Below are 14319 nucleotides of genomic sequence, written 5' to 3'. Positions count from 1 at the left end.
TTGTAAGGCTTTCAATGAGCGTACAAAAGATATGGCGGGGTATAATATTCCATTAGATAAAACAGAATAAGCTGATAAAAGATTTACATTTATAAAAAAACAACCACACGCTACCGATTTAAATTAAAAAGCTGCAGGTATTTCAAAAGGGACTGAAAATTCTTTTAAAAATAAAATTAAATTTATATGTGGAGAAAAAATTTTTGCAAATATTGTAAAACTTTCTTCATTTAGTTCTATTATGAATTTAAAGTTACTTGATTATTTTACTAATAACTTGATTTATGATGAGCTATTTTTACCTGATTTTATGGGAGTTAAATTAGATTGTAATTATATGCAAAATAAAAGCTCTTTAATAATTGCAGGTAGTATTTTTACAGACTATGAAAATGTTTTAAATCAATTAAGGGAGGCGATATGAGCGAAAAAGCCACGCAAGAAGAAAATGTAGTAAATAACGAAGAAGTTTGCGAATGCAATGAAAATTGTGAATGCGAACAAAATGAGTTAAGTAATGAAGAAATTGCTTTAAGAGCAGAGCTTGATAAGGCAAATGAAGAATTTGCAAAATTAAAAGACGCTTATCTTAGAGCTAATGCAGATTTTGAAAATTATAAAAAACGCTTAGAAAAAGATAAGCAAAGTGCTGTTTTATATGCACAAGAAGGATTGCTTAAGGATTTAATACCTGTTTTAGACGCATTAGAAAATGCTAGTAATTTTGAAGCAGATGATGAGTTTTCAAAACAACTTAAACAAGGTATTGATAATACTTTAAGTTTATTTAAAAATATCCTAGCAAAACACGGAATTAAAGAAATCGTAGCTAATGAAGGTGATGAATTTGACCCTAGTTATCACGAAGCTATGATGCATGTTGAAGCAGAGCTTGATCCAAATTGTGTTGCAGCTATGTTTCAAAAGGGTTATATGATAAATGACAGAATAATTAGAGCTTGTAAAGTAAGCGTATCAAAATAAAAGGAGAAAATTATGGGAAAAGCAATAGGTATAGATTTAGGAACAACAAATTCATGTGTAGCAATTTATGAGCGTGGAGAAAAAAAAGTAATTCCAAATAAAGAAGGAAAAAACACAACTCCTTCAATTGTAGCATTTACAGATAAAGGTGAAGTTTTAGTAGGTGATAGTGCAAAACGCCAAGCAGTAGCAAACCCAGAAAAAACAATTTATTCAATTAAAAGAATTATGGGTCTTATGATGAATGAAGATAATGCTAAAGAAGCGGCAAAACATTTACCTTATAAAATAGTAGATAGAAATGGTGCTTGTGCGATAGAAATTGCAGGTAAAACTTACACTCCACAAGAAATTTCTTCAAAAGTTTTAATGAAACTTAAAGAAGATGCTGAAAGCTATTTAGGAACATCTGTAACTGATGCAGTAATTACCGTTCCAGCATACTTTAACGATGCACAAAGAAAAGCTACTAAAGAAGCAGGTCAAATCGCAGGATTAAATGTATTAAGAATTATAAACGAACCAACCGCAGCAGCTCTAGCTTATGGTCTTGATAAAGTAAGTGCTGAAAAAATTGCAGTATATGACCTAGGTGGTGGGACATTTGACGTTACAATTCTAGAAACTGGTGATGGTGTTGTAGAAGTTTTAGCAACTGGTGGTAATGCGTTTTTAGGTGGAGATGATTTTGATAATAAATTAATTGATTTCTTAGCAACTGAGTTTAAAAATGAGCAAGGAATTGATTTAAGAAATGACAAAATGGCTTTACAAAGATTAAAAGAAGCAGCAGAAAACGCTAAAAAAGAGCTTTCAAGCACAAATCAAACTGAAGTGAATTTACCATTCATTACAGCTGATGCAACAGGTCCAAAACACCTTGTAAAAACAATAACAAAAGCTCAATTTGAAGGAATGATTGACTCACTTGTAGCTGAAACTATTACAAAAATTAATGAAGTTATAAGTGAAGCAGGAATTAGCAAAAACGAGATTAAAGAAGTAGTAATGGTTGGAGGTTCAACTCGTGTGCCTTTAGTTCAAGAAGAAGTTAAAAAAGTATTTGGAAAAGAACTAAATAAAAGCGTAAATCCTGATGAAGTTGTTGCAATGGGTGCTGCTACTCAAGCAGGAATTATTCAAGGTGATGTAAAAGATGTGCTTTTACTTGATGTTACTCCACTTAGTCTTGGAATTGAAACTTTAGGCGGAGTTATGAGTAAAATTATAGAAAAAGGTGCAACAATTCCTACTAAAAAAAGCCAAACATTCTCAACTGCAGAAGATAATCAAAGTGCAGTTACTATTAATGTTTTACAAGGTGAGCGTGAGTTTAGCCGTGATAATAAATCTCTTGGTAATTTTAACCTTGAAGGTATTCCAGCAGCTCCAAGAGGTGTGCCGCAAATTGAAGTTACATTTGATATTGATGCAAATGGTATTTTAACGGTAAGTGCATTAGATAAAGCAAGTGGTAAAGCTCAAAATATCACAATCACAGGCTCAAGTGGATTAAGTGATGAAGAGATTAAAAATATGATAAACGAAGCTGAGAAAAACAAAGAAGCTGACAAATTAAGAAGAGAAGTAGTAGATGCGAAAAATCAAGCTCAAAGCCTAGTTCATCAAGTTCAAAAAAGCCTAAATGATTTAGGAGATAAAGTTGAACCTGCAATTAAACAAGAGATTGAAGGTGCAATAAATGAGCTAAATGATGTAGTAAATAATGAAAACGCAACAAAAGCTCAAATAGATGAGAAAATGAAAAAACTAAGCGACGCAAGTCATAAATTAGCTGAAAATCTTTATAAAAAAGATGATAGCAAAGACGCTAAAAAAAGCGAAAAAGATGATGCAGTAGATGCAGAAGTAGAATAATAATTTATAAAAACTAGTCTTACAAGGATTTATCCTTAATTTTAGGAATTTCAATTTGAAATTCCTAATTTATCTTAATTCAAAATATCTTTTAATATTTATTTTTATTGATGGCAAAATTTAGTAAATATTATATTTTTACACAAAAATAGATTGCAAGCTCTGAATTAATTTTGTAAATTACAATTAAGTATGAAAAGTATATAAAATAAGAGTTCTTATATTTTATAAAATAATTTTTAAGAATTTAAATAAGTCATATAGTTTTTAAATAAGCATATATAAAAATTAAGTATTTTTAAAAACATTTGATAGCGATTTTAAACCCAAAATATAATTTATTTTTTATTACTGCAATATTTAAAGCATATATCAATTATTATAAAGTAAATTATTAAAATCATTTGAATTGTTTTTTTGATATAGTTTTTATACTAGTATTTAAGCTTTAAATGGTTTTTAGCTCCTCTTATAATTTAGTGCAAAAGCTAAGGATAATATAGGTAAAAATACCTATATTATTGATTTTTATCTATTTGTTTTATTAAATCACTCATTTTTACATTTTGACCTAATATTTTTAGGTAGATATAATAGTTTGCTAAAACTTTTTTACCATACAATCTACTTTCTAAATAAGGCACAAGCTCCATTGATAAGAATGGTTCGTATGATTTTAATTTAGAATTTGGATTAAACATATAATCTTTTTTTAGCATTCTTTGAGTAAATCCTAAGCCCCCGTTATAAGCATAAGCTATAAATATAGGATGCTTAACTCCTTTTTTAAGAGTATTTAAATGAGCGTTTGCGAATTTATAAGCTATTTTTGGGTCAAACATTTGAGTAACATCAAAATCATTATCATTAAAATCAACTTTAGCAGTATGTCTTGCTACAAAAGGCATAAATTGCATCATACCTAAAGCATAAGAAGTGCTTACAGAAGCTGGTAAAAATCTGCTTTCTTGTTTAGCAATAGCTAAAATTAGTGCTTTTTGCTCTACGCTATAATTGGCTAATTCTTCAGGAAATGGTATTGGATAAATATTATCTTTAAAATTACTTAATTTATCGCTAATTACTAGATATTGTCCTTGAGTATTTTTGGTATTAAAATATTCTTGCATTTCGCTAAGCTTTTGAGTATCAGCGTTTTTAATGTCATTCATAAATCTAGCTTGAACTAAAGCATTATTTATAGGATAATCTATGCTTTTTGTAGGATTTGGTGTGATGATGGTCGGTAATGGTGTATTTGTTAGCTCTTTTGCTAAAATACTATAAATATTTAAATCATCACTATTTGCCAAAGTATCTAAATGTCTAGTTTTATTACTAGCTAAATAAGCAAAAAATAAAGCATTATCCTTTGGTCTTTTATATTTATAAGTTTTATTAGCTCTTAAAAAGTATTTTTCTGCTAAGGCATTTTTATTAAACATAAGTGCATTTAAACCTAATGCAAATGCTAAATCTTCTTTAGCGTCTTCTTTATCAAGACTTGCTAATTTTTCTTTTATTTTTGGATATTTATCATCTACTATAGCTGAGTTTAAAAATTTATAAGCATTAGGGTGTTCCATCATACTAGCACGAGTAAGTGGTCCTGGAGAAAAATCATCTAGCTTATATCCATCATAATAAAGCTTCATTAAGGTTTTTCCATCACCTTTTTTAATGCTTTCTGCCACAGGGTTTTTGTTAGCTAATATGCTTAATTGTGAGCTTAGATTTTTATCTTTTTGTTTATAAATATTTGCTAGTTTTATTAGGTTTTCTTTGCTTAACTTTTTTGCAAAATTTATTTCTTTTAGTCTAAATATCTGACATTTTTCATCTGCGTTCATTATAGAATTGATTGAATAATTATAGCAAGAATCAGCAGGTAATGTCTTTGGCTCTTCTTTAATATCTTTGCTTAGTTTTTCATATTCTTTTTTCATAACTCCAGCAAAACGGAAAATATGTGTTTTAAATTCTTTTAAATCTTCTTTTTTTATCTCATTATTTTTTAATAAATTATATAAAAAAAAGTCCTTAGCAAGTGAGTTCGGCTCATTTTTTAATTCTTCATAAGTATATGAAAATAAAGCTTGAGCAATTAATAATATACTAATTAATTTTTTCATAATAATCCTTTTACGATTTTTACTAATTCAAATAATCCGATTTGTAATAAATGTATTCCTACAAAAACAGCAATAGGGGCAAGACTTACCATGCCTATATTTAAAAATCTAGGCGGTATTATCATATATACTAAATCAAAGGCAGGTCTTACTAATTTATATACAATATTGTATATTTTATATCCGATAGGGCTTGTAAAAGCTTGTGGAAAAAACGAAAATAAACAATAGGCAATAACTAAATAAGAATAAATATTTAGTCCTCTTATTATTAATACAAGTAGTAAAACTACAATATCAGCAAAGCTCATCTTTTACCTTTAAAAACTCGCTCATACAAGGTTGCATAATCTCATAAATTTGTGCTAATTCAGGGCCGTGAGCTGAACCGCTAAGCAATAATCTTAAGCTCATAAATAATTGTTTGCCTTTTAAATTAGCGTTGTGATTTAGTTTAAATTCTTCGTATTTGCTAGGTATGTTTGATTTTTCTAATTCAGCTTTTAATAATTTCGCACTCTCACTAAAATCTAAATTGTTAGCAAAAACTATATTAAATGGTAGAAAATATCCACTAAGTTTAGCTCTAATTTCATTTAAAGTACTTGCTTCTTCTAAGTGAAGTTTTGCTAATTTTGCTAATACTTTTACATTGCTAAACTTAGCTAAAAACTCATCTTTAAACAATAATCTAGCTAGAATTTCATCATCTAAAATCTTAATATGCTCTCTATTTATAAATCTTAATTTTGCCATACTAAATCTAGCCGGAGATTTAGAAATATTGCTTATTTCAAACCAAGAAATTGCATTATCCATCGTAAAAATTTCATTAGGGGTTTTATTGCCTAAAGCTAGTAAATAATTAGCTATCGCATCAGGCAAAAAGCCTTCATTTAAAAGCCATTTTACGCTTGAATGCTCTTGTCTTTTACTCATTTTTTGACCGCTTTCTTCGTCTAAAATGATAGGTAAATGTGCATATTGCAGACTCTCATTAAAGCCTAAAGACGCCTTTATATGTTCTTGTTTTGGAGTATTGCTTACATGGTCTTCTCCACGGATAATAAAGCTAACTCCTTCGCACATATCATCCATAGAGCATGCAAAATTATATGTAGGTGTCCCATCAGCTCTTAAAATCACAAAACTATCAACATCATTTGGCTCAAATGATAAAACGCCTTTTATTTCATCTTTAAAAGTAATTGTGTTTTTAGGCTTTTTAAGTCTTATTACGAATGGTTTATTTAAATCTTGTTTTAAATTCTCGCAAGTTCCATCGTATCTATAAGCTCTTTTTTCGTTTTTTGCTAATTCTTTTTTTTCTTCTAATTCAGCTTCGGTGCAATAGCATTTAAAAGCAGAACCATTTTCTAATAATTTTGCTGCTAATTTTTGATGAGTTGCTAGATGAGTGCTTTGCACATAGTATTCGTCCCAATTAATCCCAAATAAATTTAAAATACTCTTAATCTCTTCTTCTTTGCCTTGAATATTTCTAGCTGTGTCTGTGTCTTCTATCCTTAAAATAAACTTTTTATTATATTTTTTCGCACATACATAATTAATAACGGCAGTCCTTAAATTCCCTATATGCATATCGCCTGTAGGTGATGGGGCAAATCTAAACATTTGTAATTCCTTGATATGATTTTTCATAATTCTATTTTAAGAAAGTAAAAAGAGTGCCAATGAAAGAAGTATTAAAAAAAATTTCTTTTTTTAAAGATTTTAGCGAAAATGAGCTTGAAGAATTAGCAAAAATTTGTATTCTTAAAAGCTACGAAAAAGGCGAAATGCTATTTATGGAAGGTGAAAGTAGTAAGTATTTGCACTTATTAATTAAAGGAAATATTAAGGTTTATAAAACCAACCAAAAAGGAGCTGAAATTTTTATGCATAAATTAACTCCTATTTCTTTTGTAGCCGAATTAGCTAATTTTGAAAATATCCCTTTTCCTGCGAGTGCTAGTTTTTTAAATAGTGGGGAAGTGATTAAGATTGATTTTGAAGAGCTTAAAAATAAGTTTTTAACTAAGGTTGATTTTGTTCTAGCTTTATTAAGTGGAATTTCAAAAAAGTTAATTTATTTATCAGAATTCGTTCATAATGAAATGATTTTAAGTGCTGAAGCAAAGCTAGCTAAATTAGTTTGCGAACAAAGCGAAGTATTTAAGAGTATAAAACATATCCAATTAGCTTCATTTATAAATCTAGCTCCAGAGACTTTTTCTAGAATTTTAGCTAAGTTTAAAAATGATGGGATTATTAGTTTTGATGATGATAAAAACTTAATAATTCATGATGAAAAATATTTAAAATCACTTTACGAGAATTAATTATGAGCTTACACCATTTATTATTTGCTATTGCATTTTGCGTTGCTGTTTTTATTGCAAATGCTTATATTTATAGACAATTATTTAGAGTAATTTTCCCTAGATTTAAAGGCTTTTTTTTAGTAGTTTGCATAGTTTTATTCATATCTAATGTTGTGTTTTTGTTCTCTATGAGAGCTAATTTTTTGCCTGATTTTCTTTATACTACTTTATCAATTCTTTTGGGTTTTTCTTTCTTCTTCTTTTTAATCGCTTTAATTTATGATATTGTTAAATTTATAGCCTTTAAAAGCGTAAAGAATATAGACACAAATAGAAGAAAAACTTTAAAATTGATTTGTGATTTAGGTGTTTTATTTGTTGCATTTGGGTGTTTTTTACAAGGTATATTTAAGGCAATTAAAATTCCACCTATTAAATATGTAGATTTAAATGCTAATTTAGGAATAAAAATCGCAATGATAAGTGATGTGCATTTAGGCAAGAATTTGCATAAAGATTTTTTAGAAAAATTAATCGCAAAAATCAACGAACAAGAAGTTGATTATGTAGTAATTGTTGGGGATTTAATAGATACTAACATAGATGATATTGATTATTTGGATTTATTAAATACCTTTAATAAGCCTTGTTTTTATGTAACTGGCAATCACGAATACTACCACGACGCTACAAAAATCCTAGCAAAATTAAAGCAAACTAATATAAAAGTATTAGAAAATGAAAGCATAGATTTAGGCAAAATAGTGCTTAGTGGCATAAATGATTTAAAGGGTGCAAAATATGGAATGCCAATGGATTTAGCCCCAATTTATAAAAATTTTAATGATACTAAATACAATATTTTATTAGCTCATCAACCTGTTGTAGCTAAGGAATTTGATTTGAGTAGATTTGATTTAGTTTTATCAGGACATACTCACGCAGGGCAGATTTTCCCATTTAGTATTTTTGTTTTAATGCAGCAAGGATTTTTGCACGGACTTTATGAAATCGGTAAAAAAACTAAATTATATGTTAGTAGTGGTGCTGGATTTTGGGGTCCATCTATACGCTTTTTAGCACCTAGTGAAATAGTAATAATTAGACTTTAAGGAATATAATGAGAAAAACAATTTCAAGAATTTTTGGTAAGTTAGTAAGCATAAAATATCCAAAAATTATGCAAAATTATATAAACAAAACTTATGTAAAGCATTTTAATATACCTTTAGATGAGTTTAAAGATTATAAAGAATACGATAGTTTATTGGCTCTTTTTACTAGAAGATTAATAAAGCCAAGAGAATTTGAAAGCGGCTTTATAAGTCCTTGTGATGGCACTATTTTAAGTTATGCAAAAAGCTCAAATTTAAAGGCGTTTAGTATAAAAGGTAAAGATTATGATATTAAAGAGCTTTTAGGTTTTACTCCTAAAAATGAGCTTGATTTTTTAAATATTTATCTTAGCCCAAGGGATTATCACAATTATCATAGTCCTTGTAATATGCAGGTTTTAAATCTAAAATATTTTTGTGCAGAGCTTTTTAGCGTTAATTTAAAAGCACTTAGTAAGCATGATAATTTGTATTCAAGAAATGAGCGTGTAGTTTTAACTTGCAAAAAAGATAGTGGAGATATTTTTTATATGGTTTTTGTAGGGGCTGTAAATGTTGGCAAGATGGAATTTGATTTTGATACAAGCGTGCAAACTAATATGAAAAATGCAAGTGATTATGAGAAAAACTATGATAATGTAAGCTTAAAAAAAGGCGAAATGCTAGGAAGATTTTTGATGGGTTCTACTATTTTAATCTTAGGCGATGATTTAAAACTTGAATGCCAAGTTGGTGCGATTAAATTCGGACAAAGAATAGCAAATGATTAAAAAGACTAATGCAGCAAGGTTTTTAGATACTTTAAAAATAGATTATGAATTATTAAGCTACGAAGTAGATGATGATTTATCAGCAATTAGCGTAGCAAAAAAGACAGGAATTGATATTAAATATATTTACAAAACCATAGTTTGCGAGGGTAAAAATGCCTTGTATGTTGCTTGTATTCAAGGGGATTTAGAAATAGATTTAAAATCTTTTGCAAAGGCGGTAGGAGAAAAATCCTTAAGCCTTTTAAAACTTGATAAATTAAAGGATAAAACAGGATATATTAGGGGCGGTTGTTCGCCTTTTGGTATGAAAAAAGATTATGTTAGATTTATTGACGAAAGAGCTTTAGAGCTTGAGTATTTTGTGCTTAGTGCTGGGCTTCGTGGTCTTCAGCTAAAAATAAATGCAAAATATATTCAAAAGCTTTTTAATATTGCTAGTATAAGCACTTCATCTATCATTTAATTCTCCTTTTTTATACATTGGTTGAAATTTATTAACAATAACATTAAGCATTCTGTATCTTATTTCCTTATCTTCTGGGCAATATTTATGTAAAGCATGTAAATAATTAACAGAACCTTTATATATACTCCTTATAAATAACTTACTTTCGTCTGTAAATAAAATAGCTTTTTTAAAGTATTCATTAATTTTTATTGTGTCTGTAGCATTACAAATATAATCAGGTAAAGGTATATTAGTAACATCTATTTTTGAAGTTCCATCGTAGTAATTGTTTTCACTATAATATTTAAATGCCGAAGTGCTTAAAAGATCTATCATGACATCTAAATATAGTGCGTAATTCAATTTTTTCTCTGCTTGATATGTATAGTATTTATTAAAAGCTATATTTAAAAGCTCATAAATTTCACTTGCTTTATCATAATCTTTTATATAATATTCATAAGCTCTATTTGATGTATAATTTGTATATAGCATAACCAAACCAAGCATATTAGATAGTCTATATTCTGTCATAATATCCACATCATAATAAATATTGCCATAAGGCACTCTTTTTATCATTTCATAGATTTCTTGATAATCATCGTAGCTTAGCTTGTCTAACATACTATAATCTTGTGTTTTATTAGTTAAACCATACATGCGTTTATAATACAAAACCCACCACATAATATCTTCAATACTATCATCTGGCAAGAGCTTTTTACCTTCATCATAATAATTTTTAGCTATATTTAAAAAAGGTCTTACAATAAAGCTATCATATTTAAAAAATATATTTAATGTATTTGCAATATCAATAAATAAATATCCGGTTAAAAATTTTTCACTTGCTTCTGGGTTTTTACTATATTTTTGTGGATTAAATTCTAATAAATATAAACTCATAATTAAAATATATAAAAGTGGAATTATTATAAAAACAATAAATAAAGCTTTGTATAAAATCTTTTTAAAATTAAATTTAAAATTAATTATTTGATTTATATTCATATTTAACCTTGTAAAAATAAGGTTTATTATAGCAAATAAATATTTAGGAATTTGATTTAAAAATTTATTTAAGTATTTAATTTTTCTTTTTTTGAACTTCAAATTGACTTAAGTCAAAGTCAAAATTTTTAAACTTTTTTAGAATAGTGAGAAAAAAGGAGAAAAAATGTTTGATTTTAAATCTTGGAAAAAAGTTAGTTTAGCAAATGCTACGGTTGAGTTTTATGAGAATGATGAATATTTAGCTTTTGATAGTAGTCAGTGTATGCCACCTGAACCTATGATAAATGCTAGAGTTGGCTTAAATAATTTAAAGCCTAATCAAAAATTAATTATGCTAAATCATAAAAATCCTTTAGGCTTACTTCCTAGCGTGAAGCCATATTATGATATTCAAACTACACAAAAAGATGGACTTTTTTGGCTAGTATTTACTAAAATTAAAGAGCATAGCAATTTTGATGAAGCTTGTAAAGACCATCCATAAGGGCTAAGTTATGTTAAACGCATTCGCACCACCATTTAAAGTGGTGGCTATTTATTTTATATTTGCATTTTGCTATTTATTAGCTTTTATGTTTTTATTTTCTTATTCAAATTACGATTTTGAGAGTTATCAATTTAAAGCGTTTTTACATTGTTTTTTTGCTGGATTTGCTTTAAATATAATAATAGGTAGCCTTTATCAATTAAGCTCGGTAATTTATGAAAAAGCATTCTTTAGTATAAAAGGTGTGTTTTTTGTGAGTTTTATTTGCAATATCTCTTTAGCCTTTATTATGTATTCGTTTTTAAATTATGATTTGGAATTACTAAAATATAGCGTATTTGCTATGATTTTAAGTGTTTTTTATTTTATTGTGCTGTTTTTAATATCATTTTTTGATTTTAATAATATTGCTAAAAGTGCTTTATTTTGTGGGGTTGTTTTTTTAGCATTAGGCTTAGTTTGTGCTGGTTTAATTGTGCTTATTTTAAACGGGCTTATATATTTAGACTATGAACTAATTCTTCATCTTCATATATATTTTATGTTAGGTTTTATTTTGTTTATTTGTATAGGTGCTGCTAGTGTATTATTGCCAATGTTTGCACTAACTCATAAGCATAAAAATTATTTATTATGGCTTAGTTTAGTGGCGTATTTTTTAGCATTTTTTCATAAAAGTATAGCGATTTTTTCCCTAGCTTGTTTTGTATTTTGGTGTTTATATATACTTAAAATACGAACAAGAAAGGCTAAAGATTATTGGAATTTAAATATTGTTTTTGCTTGTATTGGCTCGTTTTTAGCGATGAGAGAATTTTATGTTTTAGACTATGCTTTAGCTATTAAATTATTAATTTTTGCAACGATTTTACCTTTTATAATCGCACATATTTATAAGATTTTGCCATTTTTAATATGGTTTCATTTTATTTCAAAATTAATCGGAAAAATAAAAGTCCCTTTATTAGATGATATGGTGATTAAAAAAGCAGCTTTTTTTGCTATGCTAATTAATATATGCTTAGTAATTTCTCTTTATTTTAGTTCATCAATTTATTTGTATATAGCGTTAAATATAGGTCTTTTAATTAATGTAATCAATTTTTTTACTTATATAAATTACAAAGGAGCAAAGAATGAAAAAGCAAGTAGTTAATGCAATTTCAAATGTAATTGACCCTGAAGTGGGTTTTGATATTTTAGCTTTAGGGCTTATTTATGATATACAAATTGATAATTCATATTGTAAAATCACTATGACCTTATCTACTAAGTCTTGTCCTATGCACGATTTACTGATAACTTGGGTAAAAGACTCTGTTTTAAGTGTAGATGGAATAGATAGTGTTGATATTGATTTAGTGTTTGAACCTGCTTGGAGTATAGAAATGGCTAGCGATGAGGTCAAAAGTGCTTTAAGTTTTTGATTTACTATGAGAGATTTTCTCATAGTAAATTCTAATTATAATTTGATTTTTAATAAAGAATTATTAGCCATTTCAGGCACTAAAAGTGTGTTTGTAGAGTTATCATAAAACATATCAGCAGGTCCTTTAAGTGCTTTTAAATCTAGCTTTTCTAATTTATTTTGATTAAGTTTATAAATATAACCATTTAGCTCTTTACCCCAGCTAGATACTAAAATATCATCATTAATTTTAACAATTCCATCAAATTGCTCTAAATTATCACTTAGTTTTTCTATATTTTTACTAGCTAAATCAATTTTTAAAATAGCTCCGCCATCTTTTTCACTAGGATCATACCCTACGACATATAAAGAATTTTTATCAATCAATAAGCCATTAGGACCACCATAACTTTTGTCAATATTCATAAAAGTTTTATAGTTTTTATCTTTTAAATTGATTTCAAAAATCGTATAAGTGCCAGTATCACTTACTAAAAGAGTATCATTGTCTAAGCTCTCAATTGCATTTAAAAATACCGAACCTTTAATTTCTAGCTTAAATACTTCTTTTTTGCTTGTTATATCAAAGCCGTATAAAGTATCAATATCTACAACATAAAGTGTATTGTTAATAATCTTCATACCTTTTGGAGCATTTAAATTCTTTACAAATACATTGATTTTATCATCAGCTTTTGAGATTATATTTATATAACCATCTAAATCCTTGTTTAAAGGTTCAATTTTTTGACCTACATTTGAGACAAATACATAATCTTTATTTGCCACAACACTCTCAGGCGAAGCAAAAGCATTGATTTCTTTAACTTCCATTGCATTCATACTAGCAAGTAATGCTATACTTAAAATATATTTTTTCATCTTTTCTCCTTAAATAATTTTTGAAAAATTATAAGGAAAAAAGAATTTTATTTCTAATAGTTTTAATGTAAAAAATATAAGTTTTTTGATTTTTGAAATTGTTTTGGGGTTTTATTATATCTTTTTTTATAGCGTGAAATAAACCAAGCAGGGGAGTTAAATCCTACTTCTAAACATATTTCTGTAATGTTTTTGTTTGAAAATTCTAATAAGAATTTTGCTTTTTCAAATTTTTTATTATCAAGCCATTCTTTAGGGCTAATTCCAAAACTTTGTTTGAAGTTTTTGCTAAAAGTAGTTAAGGACATATTAGATATTTTTGCCATATCATTTACACTTTGAAAATCTTGTTCGCAATACGAAAATATCTGATATAAAGATAGTTTAAAATTGGTGATTATGGTCTTTAAAAATGATAAAAAACTTTGATTGTTTTTGCTATAAAGTAGGGCTAAAAATAATTCTTCAAATTTTAATTTTAAAATATCTTCATTGGTTTTAAAACTAAAACAAGGTAAAAATGATGTAAAAATTGAGCTTAATAATTCATTAGAATTTAGCTTAAAAATATGCTCATTGGTTGTAAAATTGCTATTTAAAAGGGCTTTATATTTATAAATTAGCTCTATTAAAATACTTTCTTTAAAACAAATTATAATTGAATTATAATAGTTATTTTCTACGCAGTCTTTTATCAGATATGAGCCTTTTGTAAAAAACAAAATCTCGTTTTTATTAATTGTAAAATCTTGCTTTTTAGTATGTATCATTTTATATCCATCGTTTATAAAAACAAGAGCATAATCATCAAATAATACTTCATAATAATCATCATTTTTTCTAGTTTCATATAAACAAAGATTAAGAT

The 14319-nt window shown here is 27.2% G+C and carries 16 protein-coding genes and 1 pseudogene; 11 read left to right on the top strand and 6 right to left on the bottom strand.

All coding sequences use genetic code 11. The annotated features are described in order from the left end of the window. The 4 genes and pseudogenes from KJQ99_RS06135 to dnaK all read left to right on the top strand — a co-directional run. Window positions 1-124: pseudogene (locus tag KJQ99_RS06135) on the top strand (50S ribosomal protein L11); the annotation flags it as partial. 15 nt (window positions 125-139) lie between these two features. Next, the gene (locus tag KJQ99_RS11290; protein WP_502756515.1) at window positions 140-424 is read left to right on the top strand and encodes a hypothetical protein; all 285 of its coding nucleotides are present in this window, start codon (window positions 140-142) and stop codon (window positions 422-424) included. Further along, a complete protein-coding gene (locus KJQ99_RS06125) occupies window positions 421-984 on the top strand; it encodes a nucleotide exchange factor GrpE (protein WP_214150284.1) in 564 nt (187 codons plus the stop codon). The genes KJQ99_RS11290 and KJQ99_RS06125 overlap by 4 nt, the downstream gene beginning before the upstream one ends. Before the next feature lie 12 nt (window positions 985-996). After that, a complete protein-coding gene (gene dnaK / locus KJQ99_RS06120) occupies window positions 997-2862 on the top strand; it encodes a molecular chaperone DnaK (protein WP_214118833.1) in 1866 nt (621 codons plus the stop codon). 518 nt (window positions 2863-3380) lie between these two features. Here the strand turns inward: dnaK and KJQ99_RS06115 are convergent. The 3 genes from KJQ99_RS06115 to gltX are packed head-to-tail and all read right to left on the bottom strand — an operon-like array spanning window position 3381 to window position 6629. Further along, window positions 3381-4994, bottom strand: coding sequence for a lytic transglycosylase domain-containing protein (locus KJQ99_RS06115; RefSeq protein WP_214150283.1), 1614 nt, complete (start codon window positions 4992-4994; stop codon window positions 3381-3383). Further along, window positions 4991-5305: a YggT family protein gene (locus KJQ99_RS06110; protein ID WP_214118983.1), complete on the bottom strand. Its 315-nt coding sequence runs from the start codon at window positions 5303-5305 to the stop codon at window positions 4991-4993. Before KJQ99_RS06110 ends, KJQ99_RS06115 begins: the two co-directional genes overlap by 4 nt. After that, window positions 5292-6629, bottom strand: coding sequence for a glutamate--tRNA ligase (gene gltX / locus KJQ99_RS06105; RefSeq protein ID WP_214150282.1), 1338 nt, complete (start codon window positions 6627-6629; stop codon window positions 5292-5294). The genes KJQ99_RS06110 and gltX overlap by 14 nt, the downstream gene beginning before the upstream one ends. Window positions 6630-6688: 59 nt before the next feature. On the opposite strand from gltX, the gene KJQ99_RS06100 reads away from it, so the two are divergent. Genes KJQ99_RS06100 through KJQ99_RS06085 form a run of 4 tightly spaced genes read left to right on the top strand, consistent with a single transcriptional unit; the run spans window position 6689 to window position 9669 of the window. Further along, window positions 6689-7336, top strand: a complete 648-nt coding sequence (locus KJQ99_RS06100; RefSeq protein WP_214118979.1) for a Crp/Fnr family transcriptional regulator — start codon at window positions 6689-6691, stop codon at window positions 7334-7336. 2 nt (window positions 7337-7338) lie between these two features. Next, on the top strand, window positions 7339-8430 hold the full coding sequence (locus KJQ99_RS06095) for a metallophosphoesterase (RefSeq protein ID WP_250325675.1): 1092 nt from the start codon (window positions 7339-7341) through the stop codon (window positions 8428-8430). 8 nt (window positions 8431-8438) lie between these two features. Then, window positions 8439-9203, top strand: coding sequence for a phosphatidylserine decarboxylase (locus KJQ99_RS06090; RefSeq protein WP_214150281.1), 765 nt, complete (start codon window positions 8439-8441; stop codon window positions 9201-9203). Then, window positions 9196-9669 (top strand): YbaK/EbsC family protein, encoded by a 474-nt coding sequence (locus tag KJQ99_RS06085; RefSeq protein ID WP_214150280.1) that lies wholly within the window; start codon window positions 9196-9198, stop codon window positions 9667-9669. Before KJQ99_RS06090 ends, KJQ99_RS06085 begins: the two co-directional genes overlap by 8 nt. Here KJQ99_RS06085 and KJQ99_RS06080 read toward each other — a convergent pair. After that, window positions 9655-10668: a hypothetical protein gene (locus KJQ99_RS06080; RefSeq protein WP_214150279.1), complete on the bottom strand. Its 1014-nt coding sequence runs from the start codon at window positions 10666-10668 to the stop codon at window positions 9655-9657. The genes KJQ99_RS06085 and KJQ99_RS06080 overlap by 15 nt on opposite strands. A 166-nt stretch (window positions 10669-10834) precedes the next feature. On the opposite strand from KJQ99_RS06080, the gene KJQ99_RS06075 reads away from it, so the two are divergent. Genes KJQ99_RS06075 through KJQ99_RS06065 form a run of 3 tightly spaced genes read left to right on the top strand, consistent with a single transcriptional unit; the run spans window position 10835 to window position 12585 of the window. Further along, window positions 10835-11155: a hypothetical protein gene (locus KJQ99_RS06075; RefSeq protein ID WP_214118493.1), complete on the top strand. Its 321-nt coding sequence runs from the start codon at window positions 10835-10837 to the stop codon at window positions 11153-11155. Window positions 11156-11165: 10 nt separating this feature from the next. After that, window positions 11166-12314, top strand: a complete 1149-nt coding sequence (locus KJQ99_RS06070; RefSeq protein WP_214150278.1) for a peptidase M50 — start codon at window positions 11166-11168, stop codon at window positions 12312-12314. Then, window positions 12295-12585 (top strand): metal-sulfur cluster assembly factor, encoded by a 291-nt coding sequence (locus KJQ99_RS06065; RefSeq protein WP_214150277.1) that lies wholly within the window; start codon window positions 12295-12297, stop codon window positions 12583-12585. The genes KJQ99_RS06070 and KJQ99_RS06065 overlap by 20 nt, the downstream gene beginning before the upstream one ends. Before the next feature lie 35 nt (window positions 12586-12620). Here the strand turns inward: KJQ99_RS06065 and KJQ99_RS06060 are convergent, their stop codons facing one another. Together KJQ99_RS06060 and KJQ99_RS06055 are read right to left on the bottom strand one after the other, a co-directional pair. Further along, entirely contained in the window at window positions 12621-13451 is an 831-nt protein-coding gene (locus KJQ99_RS06060) for an NHL repeat-containing protein (protein ID WP_214118487.1), read from the bottom strand. Between the two features lie 62 nt (window positions 13452-13513). Further along, a partial coding sequence (locus KJQ99_RS06055) for a helix-turn-helix domain-containing protein (protein ID WP_214150276.1) occupies window positions 13514-14319 on the bottom strand: 806 nt, incomplete at its 5' end.

This window comes from Campylobacter sp. 2018MI13, assembly GCF_018501135.1.
GTDB lineage: Bacteria > Campylobacterota > Campylobacteria > Campylobacterales > Campylobacteraceae > Campylobacter_E.
The sequence above is the reverse complement of the archived record's forward strand: the minus strand, read 5'-3'. Positions and strand labels throughout refer to the sequence as shown.

Bases quoted from the DNA above. Each gene is read 5' to 3' on its own strand.
- KJQ99_RS06125 (WP_214150284.1), top strand. From the start codon at position 421: ATGAGCGAAAAAGCCACGCAAGAAGAAAATGTAGTAAATAACGAAGAA.
- dnaK (WP_214118833.1), top strand. From the start codon at position 997: ATGGGAAAAGCAATAGGTATAGATTTAGGAACAACAAATTCATGTGTA.
- KJQ99_RS06115 (WP_214150283.1), bottom strand. From the start codon at position 4,994: ATGAAAAAATTAATTAGTATATTATTAATTGCTCAAGCTTTATTTTCA.
- KJQ99_RS06110 (WP_214118983.1), bottom strand. From the start codon at position 5,305: ATGAGCTTTGCTGATATTGTAGTTTTACTACTTGTATTAATAATAAGA.
- gltX (WP_214150282.1), bottom strand. From the start codon at position 6,629: ATGTTTAGATTTGCCCCATCACCTACAGGCGATATGCATATAGGGAAT.
- KJQ99_RS06100 (WP_214118979.1), top strand. From the start codon at position 6,689: ATGAAAGAAGTATTAAAAAAAATTTCTTTTTTTAAAGATTTTAGCGAA.
- KJQ99_RS06095 (WP_250325675.1), top strand. From the start codon at position 7,339: ATGAGCTTACACCATTTATTATTTGCTATTGCATTTTGCGTTGCTGTT.
- KJQ99_RS06090 (WP_214150281.1), top strand. From the start codon at position 8,439: ATGAGAAAAACAATTTCAAGAATTTTTGGTAAGTTAGTAAGCATAAAA.
- KJQ99_RS06085 (WP_214150280.1), top strand. From the start codon at position 9,196: ATGATTAAAAAGACTAATGCAGCAAGGTTTTTAGATACTTTAAAAATA.
- KJQ99_RS06080 (WP_214150279.1), bottom strand. From the start codon at position 10,668: ATGAATATAAATCAAATAATTAATTTTAAATTTAATTTTAAAAAGATT.
- KJQ99_RS06075 (WP_214118493.1), top strand. From the start codon at position 10,835: ATGTTTGATTTTAAATCTTGGAAAAAAGTTAGTTTAGCAAATGCTACG.
- KJQ99_RS06070 (WP_214150278.1), top strand. From the start codon at position 11,166: ATGTTAAACGCATTCGCACCACCATTTAAAGTGGTGGCTATTTATTTT.
- KJQ99_RS06065 (WP_214150277.1), top strand. From the start codon at position 12,295: ATGAAAAAGCAAGTAGTTAATGCAATTTCAAATGTAATTGACCCTGAA.
- KJQ99_RS06060 (WP_214118487.1), bottom strand. From the start codon at position 13,451: ATGAAAAAATATATTTTAAGTATAGCATTACTTGCTAGTATGAATGCA.